Source organism: Paenirhizobium selenitireducens ATCC BAA-1503 (assembly GCF_900492185.1).
In the GTDB taxonomy this organism is placed as follows: Bacteria; Pseudomonadota; Alphaproteobacteria; order Rhizobiales; family Rhizobiaceae; genus Allorhizobium; species Allorhizobium selenitireducens_A.
Genome location: NZ_UEYP01000004.1, coordinates 21,642 through 40,117, shown reverse-complemented (window position 1 = coordinate 40,117; position 18,476 = coordinate 21,642). Strand labels below are relative to the sequence as shown.

At 63.6% G+C, this 18,476-nt stretch carries 20 protein-coding genes and 1 tRNA gene; 6 read left to right on the top strand and 15 right to left on the bottom strand.

Translation table 11 applies throughout. The annotated features are described in order from the left end of the window. Positions 1–42 precede the first annotated feature (42 nt). Positions 43–1,677, top strand: a complete 1,635-nt coding sequence (locus RHIZ70P_RS08805; protein WP_115670036.1) for a glycoside hydrolase family 43 protein — start codon at positions 43–45, stop codon at positions 1,675–1,677. A 53-nt stretch (positions 1,678–1,730) separates the two neighbouring features. Here RHIZ70P_RS08805 and fghA read toward each other — a convergent pair whose 3' ends face one another. The 10 genes from fghA to lipB form a co-directional block, all read right to left on the bottom strand. Further along, a complete protein-coding gene (fghA, locus tag RHIZ70P_RS08800) occupies positions 1,731–2,564 on the bottom strand; it encodes an S-formylglutathione hydrolase (protein ID WP_115670035.1) in 834 nt (277 codons plus the stop codon). An 18-nt stretch (positions 2,565–2,582) separates the two neighbouring features. Then, on the bottom strand, positions 2,583–3,242 hold the full coding sequence (locus RHIZ70P_RS08795; RefSeq protein WP_115670034.1) for a DUF1345 domain-containing protein: 660 nt from the start codon (positions 3,240–3,242) through the stop codon (positions 2,583–2,585). A 44-nt stretch (positions 3,243–3,286) separates the two neighbouring features. Further along, entirely contained in the window at positions 3,287–3,730 is a 444-nt protein-coding gene (locus RHIZ70P_RS08790; RefSeq protein ID WP_115670033.1) for a YaiI/YqxD family protein, read from the bottom strand. A 45-nt stretch (positions 3,731–3,775) separates the two neighbouring features. Continuing rightward, positions 3,776–4,180: a hypothetical protein gene (locus tag RHIZ70P_RS08785; protein ID WP_115670032.1), complete on the bottom strand. Its 405-nt coding sequence runs from the start codon at positions 4,178–4,180 to the stop codon at positions 3,776–3,778. Positions 4,181–4,309: 129 nt separating this feature from the next. After that, positions 4,310–5,437, bottom strand: coding sequence for an S-(hydroxymethyl)glutathione dehydrogenase/class III alcohol dehydrogenase (locus RHIZ70P_RS08780; protein ID WP_115670031.1), 1,128 nt, complete (start codon positions 5,435–5,437; stop codon positions 4,310–4,312). A gap of 120 nt (positions 5,438–5,557) precedes the next feature. Then, positions 5,558–6,178, bottom strand: a complete 621-nt coding sequence (locus tag RHIZ70P_RS08775) for a GNAT family N-acetyltransferase (RefSeq protein WP_115670030.1) — start codon at positions 6,176–6,178, stop codon at positions 5,558–5,560. 47 nt (positions 6,179–6,225) lie between these two features. Continuing rightward, complete coding sequence (locus RHIZ70P_RS08770; protein WP_115670029.1) at positions 6,226–7,509, bottom strand: hypothetical protein; 1,284 nt, start codon at positions 7,507–7,509, stop codon at positions 6,226–6,228. A 39-nt stretch (positions 7,510–7,548) separates the two neighbouring features. Beyond that, a complete protein-coding gene (locus RHIZ70P_RS08765; RefSeq protein WP_235842189.1) occupies positions 7,549–8,208 on the bottom strand; it encodes a hypothetical protein in 660 nt (219 codons plus the stop codon). A 158-nt stretch (positions 8,209–8,366) separates the two neighbouring features. Further along, positions 8,367–9,293, bottom strand: coding sequence for a DMT family transporter (locus tag RHIZ70P_RS08760; protein ID WP_115670027.1), 927 nt, complete (start codon positions 9,291–9,293; stop codon positions 8,367–8,369). A gap of 127 nt (positions 9,294–9,420) precedes the next feature. Further along, entirely contained in the window at positions 9,421–10,137 is a 717-nt protein-coding gene (gene lipB / locus RHIZ70P_RS08755; RefSeq protein ID WP_115670026.1) for a lipoyl(octanoyl) transferase LipB, read from the bottom strand. Positions 10,138–10,327: 190 nt separating this feature from the next. Between lipB and RHIZ70P_RS08750 the strand changes: the two genes are divergently transcribed. Further along, positions 10,328–10,412 (top strand) — tRNA-Leu (locus tag RHIZ70P_RS08750). Between the two features lie 86 nt (positions 10,413–10,498). Here RHIZ70P_RS08750 and RHIZ70P_RS08745 read toward each other — a convergent pair. Continuing rightward, positions 10,499–10,999 carry a BON domain-containing protein gene (locus tag RHIZ70P_RS08745; RefSeq protein WP_115670025.1) on the bottom strand — a complete coding sequence of 167 codons (501 nt, stop codon included), beginning with the start codon at positions 10,997–10,999 and terminating at the stop codon, positions 10,499–10,501. A 79-nt stretch (positions 11,000–11,078) separates the two neighbouring features. After that, complete coding sequence (locus RHIZ70P_RS08740; RefSeq protein WP_115670024.1) at positions 11,079–11,573, bottom strand: peptide deformylase; 495 nt, start codon at positions 11,571–11,573, stop codon at positions 11,079–11,081. Between the two features lie 208 nt (positions 11,574–11,781). On the opposite strand from RHIZ70P_RS08740, the gene mgtE reads away from it, so the two are divergent. Together mgtE and RHIZ70P_RS08730 are read left to right on the top strand one after the other, a co-directional pair. Continuing rightward, positions 11,782–13,200, top strand: a complete 1,419-nt coding sequence (mgtE, locus tag RHIZ70P_RS08735) for a magnesium transporter (RefSeq protein ID WP_115670023.1) — start codon at positions 11,782–11,784, stop codon at positions 13,198–13,200. 67 nt (positions 13,201–13,267) lie between these two features. Continuing rightward, entirely contained in the window at positions 13,268–13,654 is a 387-nt protein-coding gene (locus RHIZ70P_RS08730; RefSeq protein WP_115670022.1) for a MerR family transcriptional regulator, read from the top strand. 39 nt (positions 13,655–13,693) lie between these two features. On the opposite strand, the gene RHIZ70P_RS08725 is transcribed toward RHIZ70P_RS08730, so the two are convergent. The 3 genes from RHIZ70P_RS08725 to RHIZ70P_RS08715 form a co-directional block, all read right to left on the bottom strand. Further along, positions 13,694–14,170 (bottom strand): methyltransferase family protein, encoded by a 477-nt coding sequence (locus tag RHIZ70P_RS08725; protein WP_115670021.1) that lies wholly within the window; start codon positions 14,168–14,170, stop codon positions 13,694–13,696. A 12-nt stretch (positions 14,171–14,182) separates the two neighbouring features. Next, entirely contained in the window at positions 14,183–15,154 is a 972-nt protein-coding gene (locus tag RHIZ70P_RS08720; protein WP_235842188.1) for a DUF1624 domain-containing protein, read from the bottom strand. A gap of 76 nt (positions 15,155–15,230) precedes the next feature. Next, a complete protein-coding gene (locus RHIZ70P_RS08715; protein WP_115670020.1) occupies positions 15,231–15,929 on the bottom strand; it encodes a DUF599 domain-containing protein in 699 nt (232 codons plus the stop codon). Between the two features lie 577 nt (positions 15,930–16,506). Between RHIZ70P_RS08715 and RHIZ70P_RS08710 the strand changes: the two genes are divergently transcribed. Both RHIZ70P_RS08710 and RHIZ70P_RS08705 read left to right on the top strand, forming a co-directional pair. Further along, positions 16,507–17,907, top strand: coding sequence for an L-serine ammonia-lyase (locus RHIZ70P_RS08710; protein ID WP_115670019.1), 1,401 nt, complete (start codon positions 16,507–16,509; stop codon positions 17,905–17,907). Positions 17,908–17,970: 63 nt separating this feature from the next. Next, entirely contained in the window at positions 17,971–18,408 is a 438-nt protein-coding gene (locus RHIZ70P_RS08705; RefSeq protein WP_115670018.1) for a DUF1489 family protein, read from the top strand. Positions 18,409–18,476: the final 68 nt, after the last annotated feature.

The window sequence follows — 18,476 nt, the reverse complement described above, 5'->3', positions numbered from 1 at the left end:
CAGAGGGGGTTCTTTGCCGAAAATTTGGAGGAGAGACGCAGCATGATCCACAACCCCATCCTGCCGGGCTTCAACCCGGACCCGTCGATCGTCCGTGTCGGCGAGGATTATTACATCGCCACCTCCACCTTCGAGTGGTATCCGGGCGTGCAGATCCATCACTCGCGCGATCTGGTCAACTGGACGCTCATTCGCCGGCCGCTGGAGCGGAAATCCCAACTCGACATGCGTGGCAATCCCGACAGCTGCGGCGTCTGGGCGCCGTGCCTGTCTTATGCCGACGGCCAGTTCTTTCTCGTCTATACCGACGTCAAGCGCTTCGACGGCAATTTCAAGGACGCGCACAACTACATCGTCACCGCCCGGTCGATCGAGGCCGAATGGTCCGATCCGGTCTATGTGAACTCGTCCGGCTTCGACCCCTCGCTGTTCCACGATGACGACGGCCGCAAATGGTTCCTCAACATGCAGTGGAACCATCGCACCGAGAGCTATGGCGGTTCGCCCAAGCATCCGGCCTTCGACGGCATCCTGCTGCAGGAATGGGATCCGGCGAGCCGCAAGCTGACCGGGCCGGTGAAGAACATCTTTCCCGGCAGTCCGCTGGGCCTGGTCGAGGGACCGCATCTGTTCAAGAGGAACGGCTGGTACTACCTGACCACCGCCGAGGGCGGCACCGGCTACGGCCATGCCGTGACCATGGCGCGGTCCCGCACCATCGACGGGCCGTACGAGATGCACCCGGACACCCATCTCATCACCTCCAAGGATCATCCGGAGGCCGCACTCCAGCGAGCCGGCCACGGCCAATATGTCGAGACGCCCGAGGGCGAGGCCTATCACACCCATCTCTGCGGCCGGCCGCTCGCGCCCAAGCGCCGTTGCACGCTCGGGCGCGAGACAGCCCTGCAGAAATGCGTATGGAGGGACGACGGCTGGCTCTATCTCGAAAGCGGTGCCCCGGTGCCGGCGGTCGAAGTCACGCCGCCACAACCGGTGGAGCGCATCGAGCGGCCCGAAACCATCCGGCGCGATTTCGACGACGCGGCCCTGCCGCCCGAGTTCCAGTGGCTGCGCACGCCCGAGCCCAACCGCCTGTTCTCCCTTGCCGACCGGCCGGGTCACCTGCGGCTCTTCGGCCGCGAAAGCCTCGGCTCCTGGTTCGAGCAGTCCCTGGTGGCGCGCCGGCAGGAGGATCATCGCTTCCGCGCCGAGACCCGCATCGACTTCGCGCCCGACACCTACCAGCAGGTCGCCGGCCTCACCCACTACTACAATCGCCACAAGCTGCATGCGCTCGGCGTGACCCTGCATGAGAAGCTCGGCCGCGTCGGGACCATCCTCTCCTGCGCCGGCGATTATCCCGATAGCCGGCTAAGCTTCCCTTCAGGTCACGGCGTGAGCCTGCCCGATGGCCCGGTCGATCTCGCCATGGAGGTGTCCGACAATGACCTGCAGTTCTTCTGGCGACCGGCTGTCGGCGGCACAGGCGAGGGCAGCGGAGAGGCCGCGTGGCAGCCGATCGGACCTGTGCTCGATGCCGGCGTCATCTCCGACGAAGGGGGACGCGGCGAGCACGGCTCGTTCACCGGAGCCTTTGCCGGCATGTTCGCCTTCGACACCAGCGGAAGAGGCCAGTCGGCGGATTTCGATTTCTTCGACTACCGAAGGCTCTGAGCCTGGCCGATGTCCACCTTCTCTCCGCCGGGGAGAAGAGGGGTTCGCTAGGCTCACCCCAGCCGCTCGGCATGCCACTTCAGATGATCGTCCATGAAGGTCGAGATGAAGTAGTAGGAATGGTCGTAGCGCTCGTGCATCCGGAGCGTAAGCCCGATATCGGTGCCCTTGATCGCCTCCTCGAACAGCCAGGGCTTCAGGCCCGTCTCGAGAAAGCTGTCGGCCTTGCCCTGGTCGATGAGGAATTCCGGGAAGCGGGCGCCGTCCTCGACCAGCGCGCAGGCGTCATACTGCCGCCACTTGGCCCGGTCGGCGCCGATATATTTCTCGAACGCATCCTGCGTCCAGTCGGCCGTCATCGGATTGACGATCGGCGCGAAGGCCGAGCAGCTTTTGAAACGCCCGGGATTCTTCAGCGCGATGGTCATCGCGCCGTGGCCGCCCATCGAATGGCCGAATATGCCCTGCCGGTCCATGTCGACGCGGAAATGCTCGCCCACCAGCGCCGGCAGTTCTTCCGTGACGTAGGAATACATCTGGAAATGCTCGGCCCAGGGGCTTTCGGTGGCATCGAGATACATGCCCGCACCCTTGCCCATCTTCCAGTTGGTCAGTTCGTCCGGCACCTCCGTTCCGCGCGGGCTGGTGTCGGGGCAGACGATGATCAGGCCGAGTTCGGCCGCCATCCGGCGATATTCGCCCTTTTCCATCACGTTGGCATGGGTGCAGGTCAGGCCCGACAAATACCACAGCACCGGCCGGCGCTCGGCGATCGCCTGCGGCGGGACGTAGACGGCAAAAGTCATGTCGCACTTGGTCGTCTGCGATTCGTGGGAAAACACACCCTGCATGCCGCCAAACGCGGTGTTCTGGGAGAGGATCTTCATCGGGAAAACGTCCTTTGATTAGCCGGCGAGCGAAACCGCGCCGTTGACGGCGGCAGCGATGAGCACGGTAGTGAAGAAATAGGAGACGATCGAGTGCATGAGGTTGATCCGCCGCATCGCGGTCGAGGTGATGGCGGTGTCGGAGGTCTGCGCCGTCATGCCGATGACAAAGGCGAAGTAAAGGAAGTCGTAGCCGCACGGAGCTTCGGTACCGGGGAATTCGAGCCCGCCGCGATGGCCGTCGCGCTCTTCGGTACTGTCAGGCCTCCAGTAGAGGTGGGCATAATGAATGGCGGTCATCGTGTGGATCGTCAGCCAGCCGCCGAGCACGGAGGCAAAGGCCAGTGCCAGTTCAAGCCTGCTGCCGCCCGAGATCCGGTTGAGCGCGAAAAACAGCGACACCACCGCCACGATCACCGTAGCGAGCGTGACCAAAAGGATCACCGGTGCCGGCTCGTCTGCTTCCTCCGCATTGTCCCTGAGATAGTCCGCGCTCAGTTGCGGCAGGCGAACGCCGATCAGCACCAGATAGGCGAGGAAGAAGGCCACGGCCCCGGCTTCGATCACGAGACGTGGCTTCATCAGGCCCGTGGCAATGACGGCAATCGCCGCGGCGGCGAGGCCGGCGAAGAAGGGACCGTGTCGGTGGGCGATCAGGCGTTGGAAAATACTGGCCATTGTCCGGTCCCAGGGTGCGCACGGCGGCAGGAATACCGGACCGACTAGCACGCCTTTGCCCGCCGGCAAAGCCGGTCGAGCGTTTCGAGGAAGGCCGAACGGTCGCGCGGCGAGAAGGCTGCGTTGTAGCCCTTGCTCTCGCCGGTCTCGCGCAGATGCGCGCCGAGATCCCGCATGGCGGTCGCCATGCCGATATTGGCCGTGTCGAACACACGGCCGGTCGGCCCGGTGACGAAGGCGCCGGCGGCAACGCAGCGGCCCGCCAGCGGGACATCGGCCGTCACCACGATGTCGCCGGCACCGGCACGCTCGGCGATCCAGTCGTCGGCGGCGTCGAAGCCGTTGGAGACGATCACGTTCTTGACCATCGGGTCGCGCGAGGGCCGTAGGCCCGAATTGGCGACGAAGGTCACCTCGAGGCCGTGGCGTTCCGCGACTTTCAGGATTTCCGGTTTGACCGGGCATGCATCGGCATCGACGTAGATCACTGAGGTTTTCAATCCTTCATCCCGCCGAGGCCGGATAGCCTCGGGCTAGTCCCGCTTCCAGATTTCCCCGGTCACCTTTTCCGAACCGCCATAGGTCCATACGCCCTGCCAGGTGCCGTCCGGCTGCTCGAAATACATGGCGATACCGAAATTGTCCTCCGCCACATAACCGACGGAGATGGCGGTGTCGTCCTCGCTGGCGGGGCCGATCTCGAAGCGGCCCTCGCCGACGAACTTGGCACCGAGCCCGGTGCCGATCGATTCCTTGCCGCCTATGTCCCACACGACGATATAGGTCTCGCCGTGGCGGGTGACTTCGACCGTCCCGGTATAATCCTCGCCGCTATCCGGATTCCGGCCGACGAGCGAATAGCTTCCGGTTGGGTCTGCTGCGGCCATGCCGGGCAGAGCGAACATGGCAATGGCAGTCAATGCGTGTTTGATCGACATATGGTTCCCCCCAATGGTTCGCGGACCATACCGATCCGCGCCCTGCAAACTAGCATATTTCCCCGTATTTGCAGGGGAGGGAGCCTGTGGCCGCCCTGACTATTTTCAGGACGGCCACAGGCTAAGGAATCAATAAACCACGACGCCGCGGATGCTCTCGCCCTTGTGCATCATGTCGAAGCCCTTGTTGATGTCATCGAGCGGCATGGTGTGGGTGATCATCGGGTCAATCAGGATCTTGCCCTGCATGTACCAGTCGACGATCTTCGGCACGTCGGTACGGCCGCGTGCGCCGCCAAAGGCCGTGCCCATCCAGTTGCGGCCGGTGACCAGCTGGAACGGACGGGTGGAGATTTCCTGGCCGGCGCCGGCCACCCCGATGATGATCGACTTGCCCCAGCCGCGGTGCGAGGCTTCGAGCGCCTGGCGCATCACCTTGGTATTGCCGGTGCAGTCGAAGGTGTAGTCGGCGCCGCCGATCAGGTCGCCGTTGCGCTTCGTCATGTTGACGAGATAGGGCACGATGTCGTCGCCGACTTCCTTCGGATTGACGAAATGCGTCATGCCGAACTTTTCGCCCCATTCCTTGCGGTCCGGATTGATGTCGACGCCGATGATCATGTCGGCACCGGCAAGGCGCAGCCCCTGCAGCACGTTGAGCCCGATGCCGCCGAGCCCGAAGACGATGGCGGTCGAACCGATCTCGACCTTGGCGGTGTTGATCACCGCGCCGATGCCGGTGGTCACGCCGCAGCCGATATAGCAGATCTTGTCGAAGGGGGCGTCCGGGTTGACCTTGGCCACCGCAATCTCCGGCAGCACGGTGAAGTTGGAGAAGGTCGAGCAGCCCATGTAATGGTGGATCTTGTCCTTGCCGATCGAAAAGCGCGAGGTGCCGTCCGGCATCAGGCCCTGGCCTTGCGTCGAGCGGATGGCGGTGCACAGGTTCGTCTTGCGGGAAAGGCAGGAATAGCATTCGCGGCATTCGGGCGTGTAGAGCGGGATGACATGGTCGCCCTTCTTCACCGAGGTGACGCCGGGGCCGACATCGACAACGATGCCGGCGCCCTCATGGCCGAGAATGGCGGGAAACAGGCCTTCCGGATCGGCGCCCGACAGGGTGAAATCGTCGGTATGGCAAATCCCGGTCGCCTTGACCTCGATCAGCACCTCGCCGGCCCGCGGGCCTTCGAGCTGCACGGTCATGATTTCCAGCGGTTTGCCGGCCTGCGTGGCGACTGCGGCGCGTGTATCCATGGGAATGTCTCCGGTTCTTTTGTTTAGGAAGTGATCATGGCACGGCGGTGGAGGCGGCCTCAAGGGAGGCCGGCCTCGGACACCCGTCATACCGCCTGAGCGCCAGGGTCCTGGTGTGCCTCAGCGTGGCTCGATCAGCGGAACATGGAGTGCCGCATCGCGCCGCATCTGGCCGGTCAGCCTCGGGTCGTCGGTCACCTCGACCATGAAGGCATAGGGCCGGAAGCCGGAGCGCTGGTAGAAGGAAAGGGCGCCCGGATGGTCGAAATGGCAAGTGTGCACCCAGAACCGCCGGATCGGCCGCGCCCAGGCCTTGTCGATCGCGGCATTCATCAGCATCCGCCCGGCGCCCTGGCCGATCGCATCGGTAACGACGCCGAAGAAGGCAAGCTCGCATTCGCCCTCGGTGCGGAAATCGAGTTCCAGCAGCCCGATGCGGCGCCCGCCGTCGGTCAGCCCATAGACGTGAACCTCCGGATGGGAGAGAATCGCGCGAAGTTCCTCGTCGGGCATGACCAGCCGCGAGAACCACATCCATTCCTCGCCAATGGCGCGAAACAGCGCCCGGTATTCGCCAAGGTCGGGACGGTCCCAGCGTTCGATGGTCAGCCCCTGTTCGCCCGGCCGCGCCGGCTTGGCCGGCGGTTTCTCCAGCATTTCCAGGCAGGTGACGACATTGGCGATCTTGCCGGCGGGCACGGCCGAATAGCCGTCGGGAAGGGGAGGGTTCACGGTATCCATGGCTGTCTTTGGAACCGTTCGGCGCATCCAAGTCAAGGGGCCGGTCGTCAGAGCGGCGCTGGTGCAAACAGCCGGTCGCAGGCGTGGATGACTCCGCCCACGTGGATGGTCAGGGCGGCGCAGAGCCCGAATCCGGTCAGCAGCCTCTGCTGCTGCATCATCGGCTCCAGTTCCAGGCGCGGCTTTGCGCTGCGCGTGGGGATCAGGCTCATCAGGGTGAAGACGGAAAGCCCTGCGATCACCGTCGTCGATGAGAAGCCGATGCGCCATCCCGTCCAGGCGATCGCCGAGGTCACGGTGAATGTGGCCAATGCTCGCATCGCCTGCCCGGCAAACAGCTGGCGCAACACCTGTCCGCCGTCGAATCGGTGCATCGGCAGGAGGTTGAGCAGGTTGAAGGCGGACAGGATCAGCAGAAACACCAAGAGCGGGCCGGCGACCTGGGGCGCCAGCAGCCCGTCGGCGGCCGCCCGGTGGGCGGCAATCAGAATCGGTACCGCAAAGGCCGACACACCGGCGCCCATCAACGCGCAGGTGGCCACCTCGAATCGGCTGGCATAGGGCCGTCCGCCGATCGCGATGCCGCCAAGCAGGGGCACGAAGATCATCCGCGTGTTGCGGTGGCCGAAGGCGCGGAATGCCACCATGTGGCCGAGTTCGTGACAGATGATCACCAGTGTCAGGAAGACCGAGATCATCAATCCGTTGCCGTCCAGACCGAAGAGCGGCCACAGCATCAGGGTCGAGAGGGTGGCAAGAGCCGCCTGGCTCAGCGGATGTTCCAGCCATCCGTTGGCTTTCGCCCTGCGACCACCGAGATGGCGCTCCAGCGCCGCCATTTCCCGGTGCAGCATGAGATAGCGATAGAAGAGAAAGCCCAGGCCGCGATAGCAGTCGGTCTGCTCGATTGCGATGACCGCGCCCTGGTCAGCAGGTCCGATCCGCCGCACCTCGCGATAGCCGGACCAGAAGCCCGCATCGAGTGCGCTGTCGGCGACGATTCTAAGTTCGCAGGAGAACTCGCCATCCGCCGTGACCCCGGTCCTGTCGATTGCCAGCATGCGGACGATCGGCCGTCCGCTCCGGTCTGGATCGCGATAGCAGAGTTCCAGTCGGTCCGGTCTGCCTTTGATCGGCCGGACCGAGGAGACCGCGGGATGCCAGTCGGCAAGCCCGCCGGCCGGCCGCGTCATGTCCCACAGCTCCTCGGGCCGCCTGTCGGTCTGGCGCCGCACGGAAATCGTCCGCGTCCCGAGGGGTGCAGCCATGATCAGCCAGATCAGGCCGAGATTGAAGCCGATGAGGACGAAGGCGGAGTGGAAGCTCGTCATCGCGTCATTCCCTTCATTGGGGCAGGGTGGTTGCCCGAATCACGCCACCATCTCCTCGTCGAGGAAGAACGAGTCGGGCACCTGCAGCCATCGCCGCACCGGCTCCGTTCCCGCTCGCGCCCGGTTGCGGTGCGGAAACACGGTTTCGATGAAGTGTTGCCAGTCGGCATGGCGCGCGCCGGACGAACTCTCGCGGTCGATCGCCTCAAGGATCGCCAGCTTGGCGGGAGACAGGAGAGGCGCGCCGTGGCCCAGCCGGCCGCGCAGGATGCGGTGCACATAGGCAATGTCGTCCGCGCCGATTCCGGTGCGCAATGCGCGCTTCTCGGCATAGGCGCCCCGCCCCTCGGCAAGCGCGATCCTGAGTTGGTCGAGCATCAGCACCTTCAGCGACGGCGGCACGTGGAGGGCCAGGTCCATGATATGGAGTACGGCGGCAAGTTCGAGTTCGCCTTCGATCACGCCGTCCTTGAACAGCACGCTCTCGATCCAGTCGACATTGATCTCGTCGAGCGAACCGATGGGATGGCAGCGCTCGACGATGAAGCCGGCCAACTGCTCGACGAAATAGTCGGTCCATTCCGGGCATTTCTTAGGACAGCAGGCATTGAGCGCCATCAACGTCACCACGTCGTCTGGCGTCCTGACGCCCTCCGGGAATGTGTATCTGCGCAATAGCAGAATGTCCTCGGCGGACATCCTGTTCTTCCCGGCGACGACACATGCCGGAAAAGAGAGCCGAAAATCGCTCATCTTTCTATCCCTGTTTCATCATGAAACTGGGGAAACACTGCCTGACAAACCTTGCGTTTCCGCCAAGGAAGGACGTTAGCGAGCGTTTGACGGAAAAGCTAAAATCAGCGCTTTTCGGCGACGCGGCGCTGTTCACGCCATAAGATGAACAGGCCGGAGCCGACGATGATCAGGATGCCGACCCATTTCGATACAGTCGGGAAATCGTTGAACAGGGCATACCCTAAAATGGTCGCTGCGATGATCTCGAAATACTGGAACGGTGCCAACACCGACAGCGGCGCCATGCGAAAGGCGCGCACCACGATGAGGTGGGCGTAGCCGGAGATCGAGCCGAGAATCACCAGCAGCACGAGGCCGAGCCAGGAAGTTGGAAGCGAGATGGCGAAATCCGCCTGTCCCGCCGCATCGCCGCCGATGAGCACCGCGCCCATGAACAACGTGCCCCCGATCCCGGCCATGGTCTGCATGGTCACCGGCGTGTCGGCTTCGCCGATCGCCCGGTTGAGAAACATGTAGAGGGCATAGAGGAACGCGCAGGCGACCGGCAGCAGCGAGGTCAGGCCGAAGACTTCATAGCTGGGCTGGATGACGATCATCGCCCCGCCGAAACCGACGACGATCGCCAGCCAGCGCCGCCAGCCGACCTTTTCGCCGAGGAATACCGCCGAAAGTGCCGTCAGGATGAAGGGCTCGACGAAATAGATGGCGAATACGTCGGCCAGCGGCATGTACTTGACGGCGGTGAAGAACATCAGGCTGGCCGCCCCGTGCAGCAGGCCGCGCAAAAGGTTCAGCCCCGGCCGCTTGGCCGACAGCGCGCTGCGTCCCTGGATCGCGAAGAGGAATGGCAGGATACAGGCGACCTGGAAGAAGAAGCGATAGAAATTCACCTGGCCGGGCGACATGCCCTCGACATTCGCCATGTACTTGGCGATCGCGTCCATGAACGGCAGGACCAGCATGCATCCCGCCATCAGGGCCATGCCCTTCAGCGTCGTATCAGTGCCTGAGAGGTGGTTGTCGGACATCGGCGGCGGGCCTCATTGAGACACCCACCAAGCATGCGTCCGAGAGTCGTTCAAGCCCGATCGGAACGAGGTCGGTACGCGCACCTTCACCGGTGCGATGCGAACTGGTCGCTTGCGCAGGATCGGTTCAGTCCGTGCGCACCGTCGGGCCGAACACTTCCTCGAAGGCCTCGCGCAGTCGGATGTCGACATCGGCCATCATCACCAGTTGCCCGAGATCGACGAGGCTGGTCACGCCATAGGCGCTGATCCCGCATGGCACGATGCCGGAGAAATGCGACAGGTCCGGATCGACGTTGATCGACAGGCCATGAAAACTCACCCAGCGGCGAAGGCGAATTCCGAGGGCTGCAATCTTGTCCTCCGCCATAGAGCCATCGGCAAGCGCCGGCTTTTCCGGACGGCGCACCCAGACCCCGACGCGATCCTCGCGCCGCTCGCCCTTCACGTTCATCTTCTCCAGCGTGCGGATCACCACGTCTTCCAGCGCCGCCACATAGGCGCGCACGTCCTGGCGCCGACGTTTCAGGTCGAGCATCACATAGGCGACCCGTTGGCCCGGTCCGTGATAGGTGTATTCGCCGCCACGACCTGTGGCAAAGACCGGGAATCGCTCCGGCTCGATCAGGTCGGCCGCGTCGGCGCTGGTGCCGGCGGTGTAGAGTGGCGGGTGCTCGAGCAGCCAGACCATTTCATCCGCTGTGCCTTCGGCGATCGCCGCCACCTGGCGCTCCATTTCCGCGATCGCATCCTCATAGGCAACGAGACCATCCGAGATGCGCCAGCGCACCGGGGGGGAGCCGGGAAGGGGGAGCATTTCTATTGCGAGATCGGTCCGCTGCATCGGAAAAAGCCTTCATTTTCCCTCTACTTGGCAAGAAAGGCCCGCGACTTCAAGGCCCCTGCGGGGACGGCCGGCGAAGCGTTGGCTGGGCCAGTCCGGGAATTCTCAAAAAACTGTCATCTTGGCCTTGTGCACCCGGAATGCTTTTGCTACATGCAGCCCCGCCGGAGCAATTCGGCGCTACCAGGATGCGGTCGTGGCGGAATTGGTAGACGCGCAGCGTTGAGGTCGCTGTGTCGCAAGACGTGGAAGTTCGAGTCTTCTCGACCGCACCATTCTTCCTTCAAAGGAAGAATACGAAAGCCGGCCTACCGAAAGGTGGCCGGCTTCGTCGTTTCCGGGATTCGTCTTCAGGTTACTATCAGTCCGCGTCACGCGGAATATGGGTGTCGACACCCATGGTGGTGATGAAGTTGCGCACTTCCGAGACACCCTTTGTCCCGAGGACCCGAAGCTCGATCGTGCGACGCTCTTCAGCCGTGTCGACTGCGCCGCGAAGCGTGACGATGTGCCCGTCCGCATGGATATCGAGGGCGGCGAGCATGGTTTCCGGCATGTCCTGGAGCGAATCGGCGATATCGGCTTCCAACTGGTCGCTGTTCTCGCGGTGGTCGGTCTCCGGCAGGACCGGGGAGGAAAGCGGCGTCTGGCCACCGTCTGACTCCGCATGGGTGATGCGATAGCCGCCATTGCGCTCGCGGTCGAAATTGGCTTCCGGCTCGCCATAGGCGCTATTGCCGACCGGACGGGAAGCCGCGCCCGCGCCGTCATCATAGGGCCAGCCGTTTTCGATGTCGCGCTGCTCGAAATCGCGATAGTCCTCTTCGCGGCTAAAGTCCTTCTTTTCATCGCCGATGGTCATGTCGTCGCGCTCCTTGGCTCAGATGTGGTCCGACACAACGCACGACACCCGTTTTTGGTTCGACGACGAGGATTTCCTCTCAGCGCAGGCTCTTTTCCCATTTGCGGATCAGACGGTCGCGTCTCAGCTTCGAGAGCCGCAGCAGCCAGAACATGCCGTCGAGCTGGTCGATCTCGTGCTGCATGCAGATGGCGGGAAATCCCTCCAGCCGCGTCTCATGCACGGCTCCGCCGAGATCCCGGTAGCGAATGTCGATGGTGCGCGGCCGGGTAACCGTTTCCGTGGCGCCCGGCATCGAGACACTGCCTTCGGTGTGCTCCATTGTTTCGCTGGAGGACCAAAGGATTTCCGGATTGGCATAGTCGCGCCGGCCGCCGAGCTCCGGCAGGTCCAGCACGACGAGCCGCAGCGCCACGCCGATATGCGCGGCGGTGATCCCGACGCCGGGCGCCGCCCGCAGCGTGTCATGAAGATCGTCGGCAAGAGCACGCAGATTGGTGTCGAATGCCGTGACGGGGAGGCAGGCGCGCTTGAGGGCGGGATCGGGATATCGAAGGATCGGACGGACGCTCAAGGGCACCTCTTCGGCTGCGGGTCGGGCTGGCGAAGCGGCTGTGCAATCGAGGCTGGACCCCACTTCGCCAATAGGTTAGCAGGAAGCCTTCGCAATTGCATATATCCCCGTGCGCTATGCTAGGCGGTTGTTGACAATACGCTTTCCGACGCCATTCTCCTTGGCGGCAGGAAAGCCGGCTGTGATTTGATTTGGCGAGGGCGCGAGCATGACCGAGACCGGTGAAGACATCCGCGTTCGCAGCCCTGCCGACGACAGCCCGGAGGATATCTACGCCGAGGACGGCTCCATCCGCACCGATTTCCGCGCCCTGGTCGGCGCGGCGATCGCCGATCGTGACCTCCTTTTCCTGCGCCAGCACGTCGCCCGCCTGCACGAATCGGAACTGGGCGACCTGATCGAGGCGCTCCAGCCGGACCAGCGCATCGCGCTTGTGCGCCTGCTCGGCGACGACTTCGACATGACGGCGCTGACCGAGGTGGACGAGGCGATCCGCCTGCAGATCGTCGAACACCTGCCGAATGCCCAGATCGCCGCGGCAATCGGCGAGCTCGATTCGGACGATGCCGTCTACATTCTCGAAGACCTCGATCATGAGGACCGGGAAGAAATCCTGGCGCAGCTGCCGTTCACCGAGCGCGTTCGGCTGCGCCGCGCGCTCGACTATCCGGAAAGCTCGGCCGGTCGCCGCATGCAGACCGAGTTCGTCGCCGTGCCGCCGTTCTGGACGGTCGGCCAGACCATCGACTACATGCGCGACGAAGCCGACCTGCCGGAGAGCTTCTCCCAGATCTTCGTCATCGATCCGACCTTCAAGCTGCTCGGCACCGTCGACCTCGACCGCATCCTGCGCACCAAGCGCCTGGAGAAGATCGAGGCGATCATGCGTGAAACCAGCCATCCGATCCCGGCCGAGATGGACCAGGAAGAGGCGGCCCAAGTCTTCGAGCAATACGACCTTCTCTCGGCCGCCGTCGTCGACGAAAACGGACGCCTCGTCGGCGTGCTGACCATCGACGACGTCGTCGACGTGATCCAGGAAGAGGCCGAGGAAGACCTGATGCGCCTCGGCGGCGTCGGTGACGAAGAACTCTCCGACAGCGTGCGGGAGGCGTCGCGCTCGCGCATTCCCTGGCTGCTGGTCAATCTGCTCACCGCCTTCCTCGCGGCCTCGGTCATCTCGCTGTTCGAGGCGACGATCGAGGAGATCGTGGCGCTCGCCATCCTGATGCCGATCGTTGCCGGCATGGGCGGCAATGCCGGCTCGCAGACCATGACGGTGACGGTGCGGGCGCTCGCCACCCGCGATCTCGACATTCACAATGCCTGGCGGGTGGTGCGCCGCGAAGCCGGCGTCGGACTGCTCAACGGCGTGGTCTTCGGCATGCTGATCGGGGTCATCGCCGGGTTCTGGTTCCAGGATGTCAATATCGGCGGAATCATCGCCACGGCCATGCTGATCAACATGTTCGCCGCCGCCGTCGGAGGGATCCTGATCCCTCTGCTGCTCGACAAGGTCGGCGCCGATCCGGCCGTTTCGTCGGCGGTTTTTGTCACCGCGGTCACCGACATCACCGGCTTTTTCGCCTTCCTCGGCCTCGCCACCTGGTGGTTTTCGGTTCACTGACGGGCAAAAAATTGACTTATACGTAAAAGTCAATAAGATACCGTTTCCCAAATGAATCGGAACGGTTGTGAAGAAGTATTACAGTATAACGGAACTGACGCGCGAATTCGGAGTGTCGACCCGCACGCTTCGCTTCTACGAAGACGAGGGCCTGCTTCATCCCGAGCGTCGTGGCCGCACCCGGCTCTACCGGGCTGCCGACCGTCACCTGTTGCAGGAAATCCTGCGTGGACGGCGGATCGGGTTTACCGTAGCCGAAATTCGCGAAATAGTCCACGTTTACAAGGAACCGCCGGGCGAAATCGGTCAGTTGAAGCTGATGATGAAGAAGATCGACGAGAAGCGCGACGATCTTCGGCAGAAGCGCCGGGACATCGAGGAGACGCTCGCCGAACTCGATCAGGCCGAAGAGGCCTGCCTGACGCGGCTTGTGGAAATCGGCGTCGGAACCTGATCGTCCACCAAGGTCAGCGGCGCTGACCGGGCCCGCCCGTCAGAGCCAGCGCCGGGTGCGCTGGCAATAGTGCTCGAAATCGATGCCGAACCGCGCCAGCAAGTGCATCTCTTCCTTGCGTATGGCGATGACGGTGGTGACGATCGCCGCGCCGATGGCGGCGACGAAGAACCAGGCATTGCCGGTGAGGAAGCCGATCGCCAGCGTAATCAGCGTATAGCCGAGATAGATCGGGTTGCGGCTGTAGCGGAACGGGCCGCTGGTCACCAACCGTTGCGCGCCGCGATGCGGCATCACGGTCGTTCGGTACTCGACCAGCGTCTTGATCGCCCACAGGTCGAGAAAGAGTGCGACGGCGACGAGAAGCGCGCCGATTGCGTAGAACAGATAGCCGTTGGGCATCACCGAAGGCAGAATTCCGATGAAGCGGTCGGCCAGCAGGGCGAAGAGGATGGCCAGACCGTACAAGACGGGCGGCCAGGGAAAGCTGAGCGGCTTCAACCTATAGGCATTCATGGTCAGGTCCTGTCATTGACTGATGGCCGAACATTCACGCGCAAGCTCTAGTATCCGCTCATCCTGGTCCGGCAAGATTGCGCCAGACTGGAGGGGCGAAAGAAGCGACTGCTGCTGCAGCCGGTCGAGCGTGCAGGCGCAGAAACGCTGGCACAGTGCCGCGTCCGAGCCTTCGGCCAGGCAAGCGTTTTCACAACTCGCCAGATAGGATTGCATAGGATCCCTTTTTTGTGGCGGCGCTATGATCGAGATCAGGAAAACCACAGCTATCAACAGCGGCTGGTGCAGAAGGTAAACGATGAGGCTGTTGCGTCCGGCCAGCCTGAGCCAGCTTGGACCAGCCGGCAGACCGGCGAGCCGCGAAAGCCAGCCGCTGGCGATAGCGATCCGCGCCGCAGCAATTCCGGTCAGCAGCGCCCCGACCCAGGGAAGGAGCGGCACATAGTCGTTCGAGCGCGGCAAATGCTGCGACAGGCCGACGAACAACAAGGCAGGCGCGTCGAAAATCTCGGACCGGTAGAAATTGGGCAGGGCGATGGCCGCCGCGGCCGCGGCGAGCGTGACGGGCGGCGGCAGGCGCAGGAAGGCGAGCCCGACCAGACTGCCGGCGGCGATCGCATGCAGGATGCCGAAGAAGATCATGCTTTCCGGCATGGCGACCGCAGTTGCCACGGTGATCGCGGCAGCTGCAGCGACGATCACGGCCAGCCGCTTGGCGAAGGATCGCGCCTTCAGCTCGGGAAAATGCGCCAGGACCAAGCTGAAACCGGCAAGGAAGAGAAAGCTCGAGGCGATGGCACGGGCATAGATCTTCAGCCAACCGCTGGTGGCGGTTCCGGGTTCGAGATAACCGAAGAACTCGAAGTCCCAGGTCAGATGGTAGGTCGCCATGGCGATCAGGGCGAGGCCGCGCGCAGCGTCCAGCGCCTCGATCCGCCGTGAGGTCGGCAGGCCCTGGGCGGTCGTTTGTTGATCGGGGGCCACGCGCGTTCCTTCCGTCTTGCCGTCTCGTCGGCGGGTTACGCCATGCGCCCTGCCAGACCGCGCAAAGGTGACGATTTCATGGCACGGGCGCAGGTGTTTCGATCAGCGCGAGCCGTGCCTCGGAGAAGAATTGTCGGCGCAGCAGGACGACGAAGACGGTGAGCGAGCTCGCCATGAAGAGATAGGGGCTGGCGAACCAGCCGAGATAGCCGATCGACATGAACAGGGCTCTGAGGCCCGCATTGAAATGTCCCGCGGCGATGATGTTCATGCGGATCGTCAGTTCGGCGGCCCGGGCGGCGGCTTCGGGGTCCCGGCGTGCCTCGTCGGCCATCGGCAGCGCGCCGAACAGGATGGTGCAATAGTTGAACAGGCGGTAGGACCAGCCGAACTTGAAGAAGGAATAGCCGAAGATCGCGGTCAGAACGAAGACCTTGACCTCGAAGGTCGTGCGCCCGCCCTCGACCACGAAGGGCAGATCCTTCAGCACCGCGTCGACCTGTTCGGTCTGCCCGAGCAGCGCGAAACAGCCGCCGATGGCGAAGATCGAGGTCGAGGCGAAGAAGGCGGTACCGTTCTGCAGGCCGGACAGGATCTGCGTGTCGATCATCTTCAGGTCGCGCCCGAGCGAATTCATGATCCATTGCCGCCGGCGTTCGGCCATGGCCTGGGTCAGGCTGGTGCGGGAAAAGATGCGCCCCTGGCCGGTGATCCAGGCGAAGGCGAACCACAAGAGGCCGAACAGCGAAAGCGCGAGATAGTCGAGAAGGGTCATGGCGATTCCGGCGCGATGGACTGGCTCCTTTCTAAGCGGATTCGCCCGGTTCTCCACAAGCGAATTAACCGAATGAAAAGATCTTGGCTTGAAACGGGGCAAGTCTCTGCGGGGCGCCGGACGAGTGTTGGCGCGCAAGTCATTGAATTTTCGATGTCGTATGCGCGTGGTGCATGGCTGCTGCGCGGTGTGTGCCTTTCTTTTGCCTTTTTTGCAGTTGCGAAGGCGTGCGGATTTTAATAAATCGTTTCGCACAGAAGCGGTCGGGGGACGGCTTTCTGCCAACAACGGTCAAACGGAGTCTTCATGGAAGACAGCATCCATAAATCCTGCTGGGGCGTTACGATCCGCGCTCTGGTCGGATTTGCCGGCATTTTGTGCCTGGCTTATCTCTTTGGCAGTATCTGATCCGAAGTCATCAATGACGGTTTCAGGCGGCGCGGGTTTCACGACCCGCGCTGTTGTCGTTTGGGAACACTGTACATGTCGCGCCGATGAAAAAGGATGTCGGTTCGCCGCCGCATCCGCTAAGCATGTTGATCTAGCGTGAGGCAAATCAGCCTGGAGGCGGAGCGACATGTTTCTTTCGGTTTTCGATGTGTTCAAGATCGGGGTGGGGCCCTCGAGTTCCCATACGATGGGACCGATGACGGCGGCCAACCGCTTTCTCGACCTGATCGCCTCGGATAGCTGGCCCCGCCCGCAAGGTGCGCATGTCGCGGCACTCAAAGCCAGCCTACACGGCTCGCTCGCCTATACCGGCATCGGCCACGGGACGGGCAGGGCGGTGATCATAGGCCTGACCGGCGAGGCGCCGGACAGGATCGACCCGGACCGCATGGACTCCATCGTCGAGGAGGTCGAGCGCACCCACAAGGTCGCGCCGCCCGGCCATCCGGCCTATCATTTCAATCCGAAGGAAGACCTCATCTTCGACAAGAAGGTGCCGCTCTCGGGTCATGCCAACGGCATGCGGCTCTCCGCCCTCGACAAGGACGGGCGCGTTCTCCTGACGACGATCTACTATTCGATCGGCGGCGGCTTCGTCGTCACCGACACCGAGCTTCTCGCCCTGCAGAAGGCGAAGAAGGCGGCCTCCAGCCACAAGGTGCCCTATCCCTTCGCCTCGGCCCGGGAAATGCTCGACATGGCGGCCCGCTCCGGCCTGACGATCGCCCAGATGAAGCGGGCGAACGAAGAGGCGGTGATGGACCGCGACGCGCTGAATGCCGGTCTCGACCGCATCTGGGACGCCATGAGCGGCTGCATCGACCGCGGCCTCAAGCAGGACGGACGGCTGCCGGGGGGGCTGAACGTGCGTCGCCGCGCCCGCTCGATCCACGACCAGCTGCAGGAGGAATGGCGCTCCAACCGGCAGAATCCGCTGCTCGCCAATGACTGGCTGTCGGTCTATGCCATGGCGGTCAACGAGGAGAACGCCGCCGGCGGCCGCGTCGTCACCGCGCCGACCAACGGGGCGGCCGGCGTCGTGCCGGCCACCATCCGCTACTACCTGCATTTCCATCCCGACGCCGACCAGGACGGCATCCGCGACTATCTGCTGACGGCGGCTGCCATCGGCGGCATCATCAAGCACAATGCCTCGATCTCCGGCGCCGAAGTCGGCTGTCAGGGCGAAGTGGGCTCGGCCTCCGCCATGGCGGCAGCGGGGCTGGCGGCGGTGATGGGCGGCAGCCCGGAGCAGATCGAGAACGCCGCCGAGATCGCGCTCGAGCACCATCTCGGCATGACCTGCGACCCGGTCGCCGGCCTCGTCCAGGTGCCCTGCATCGAGCGCAATGCGCTCGGCGCCGTCAAGGCCGTGACCGCGGCTTCGCTGGCGTTGAAGGGCGACGGCCAGCATTTCGTGCCGCTCGACGCCTGCATCGAGACCATGCGCCAGACCGGCAACGACATGAGCGAGAAATACAAGGAAACCTCGCTCGGCGGCCTCGCCGTCAACGTGGTGGAGTGCTGACGGCGGGGATCGGAGAGCCGCTTTGCCCTTGACGCCGGTGGTGAGCGGATTATCACCGGTGGCATGACACTGCACATGATCAAGCTCTGCGTCGGCGCCGACAGCCTCGACGATCTTCGCGAATGGGTGGCCGAGCGCGCGCTTTCCGCGGTTGCGGCCGGCCTCGAGCCGCAATCCAGCCATGTGACGCGCATGGTGCCAAAGCGCATGGACGAACTGCTCGACGGCGGCTCGCTCTACTGGGTGATCAAGGGGCAGGTTGCCGCCCGCCAGAAGCTCATCGACATCAAGACCTTCACCGGCGCCGACGGCATTTCCCGCTGCGAACTGGTGCTCGGCCCCGAAGTGATCGAAACCGCACCCGCCCCCCGCCGCCCGTTCCAGGGCTGGCGCTACCTCGAACCCGACTCCGCTCCGAGAGACCTTGGGGCTTCCGGCGCCAATCTCGAGGACATGCCGGAGGATTTGAAACGCGAACTGGCCGAACTCGGGTTGTTGTGAGGGATTGGCCCGGCTGATCGCAGTCGGAGAACGGCAACTCGGTTCGCCAATCGCTCACCGCTCGCTCC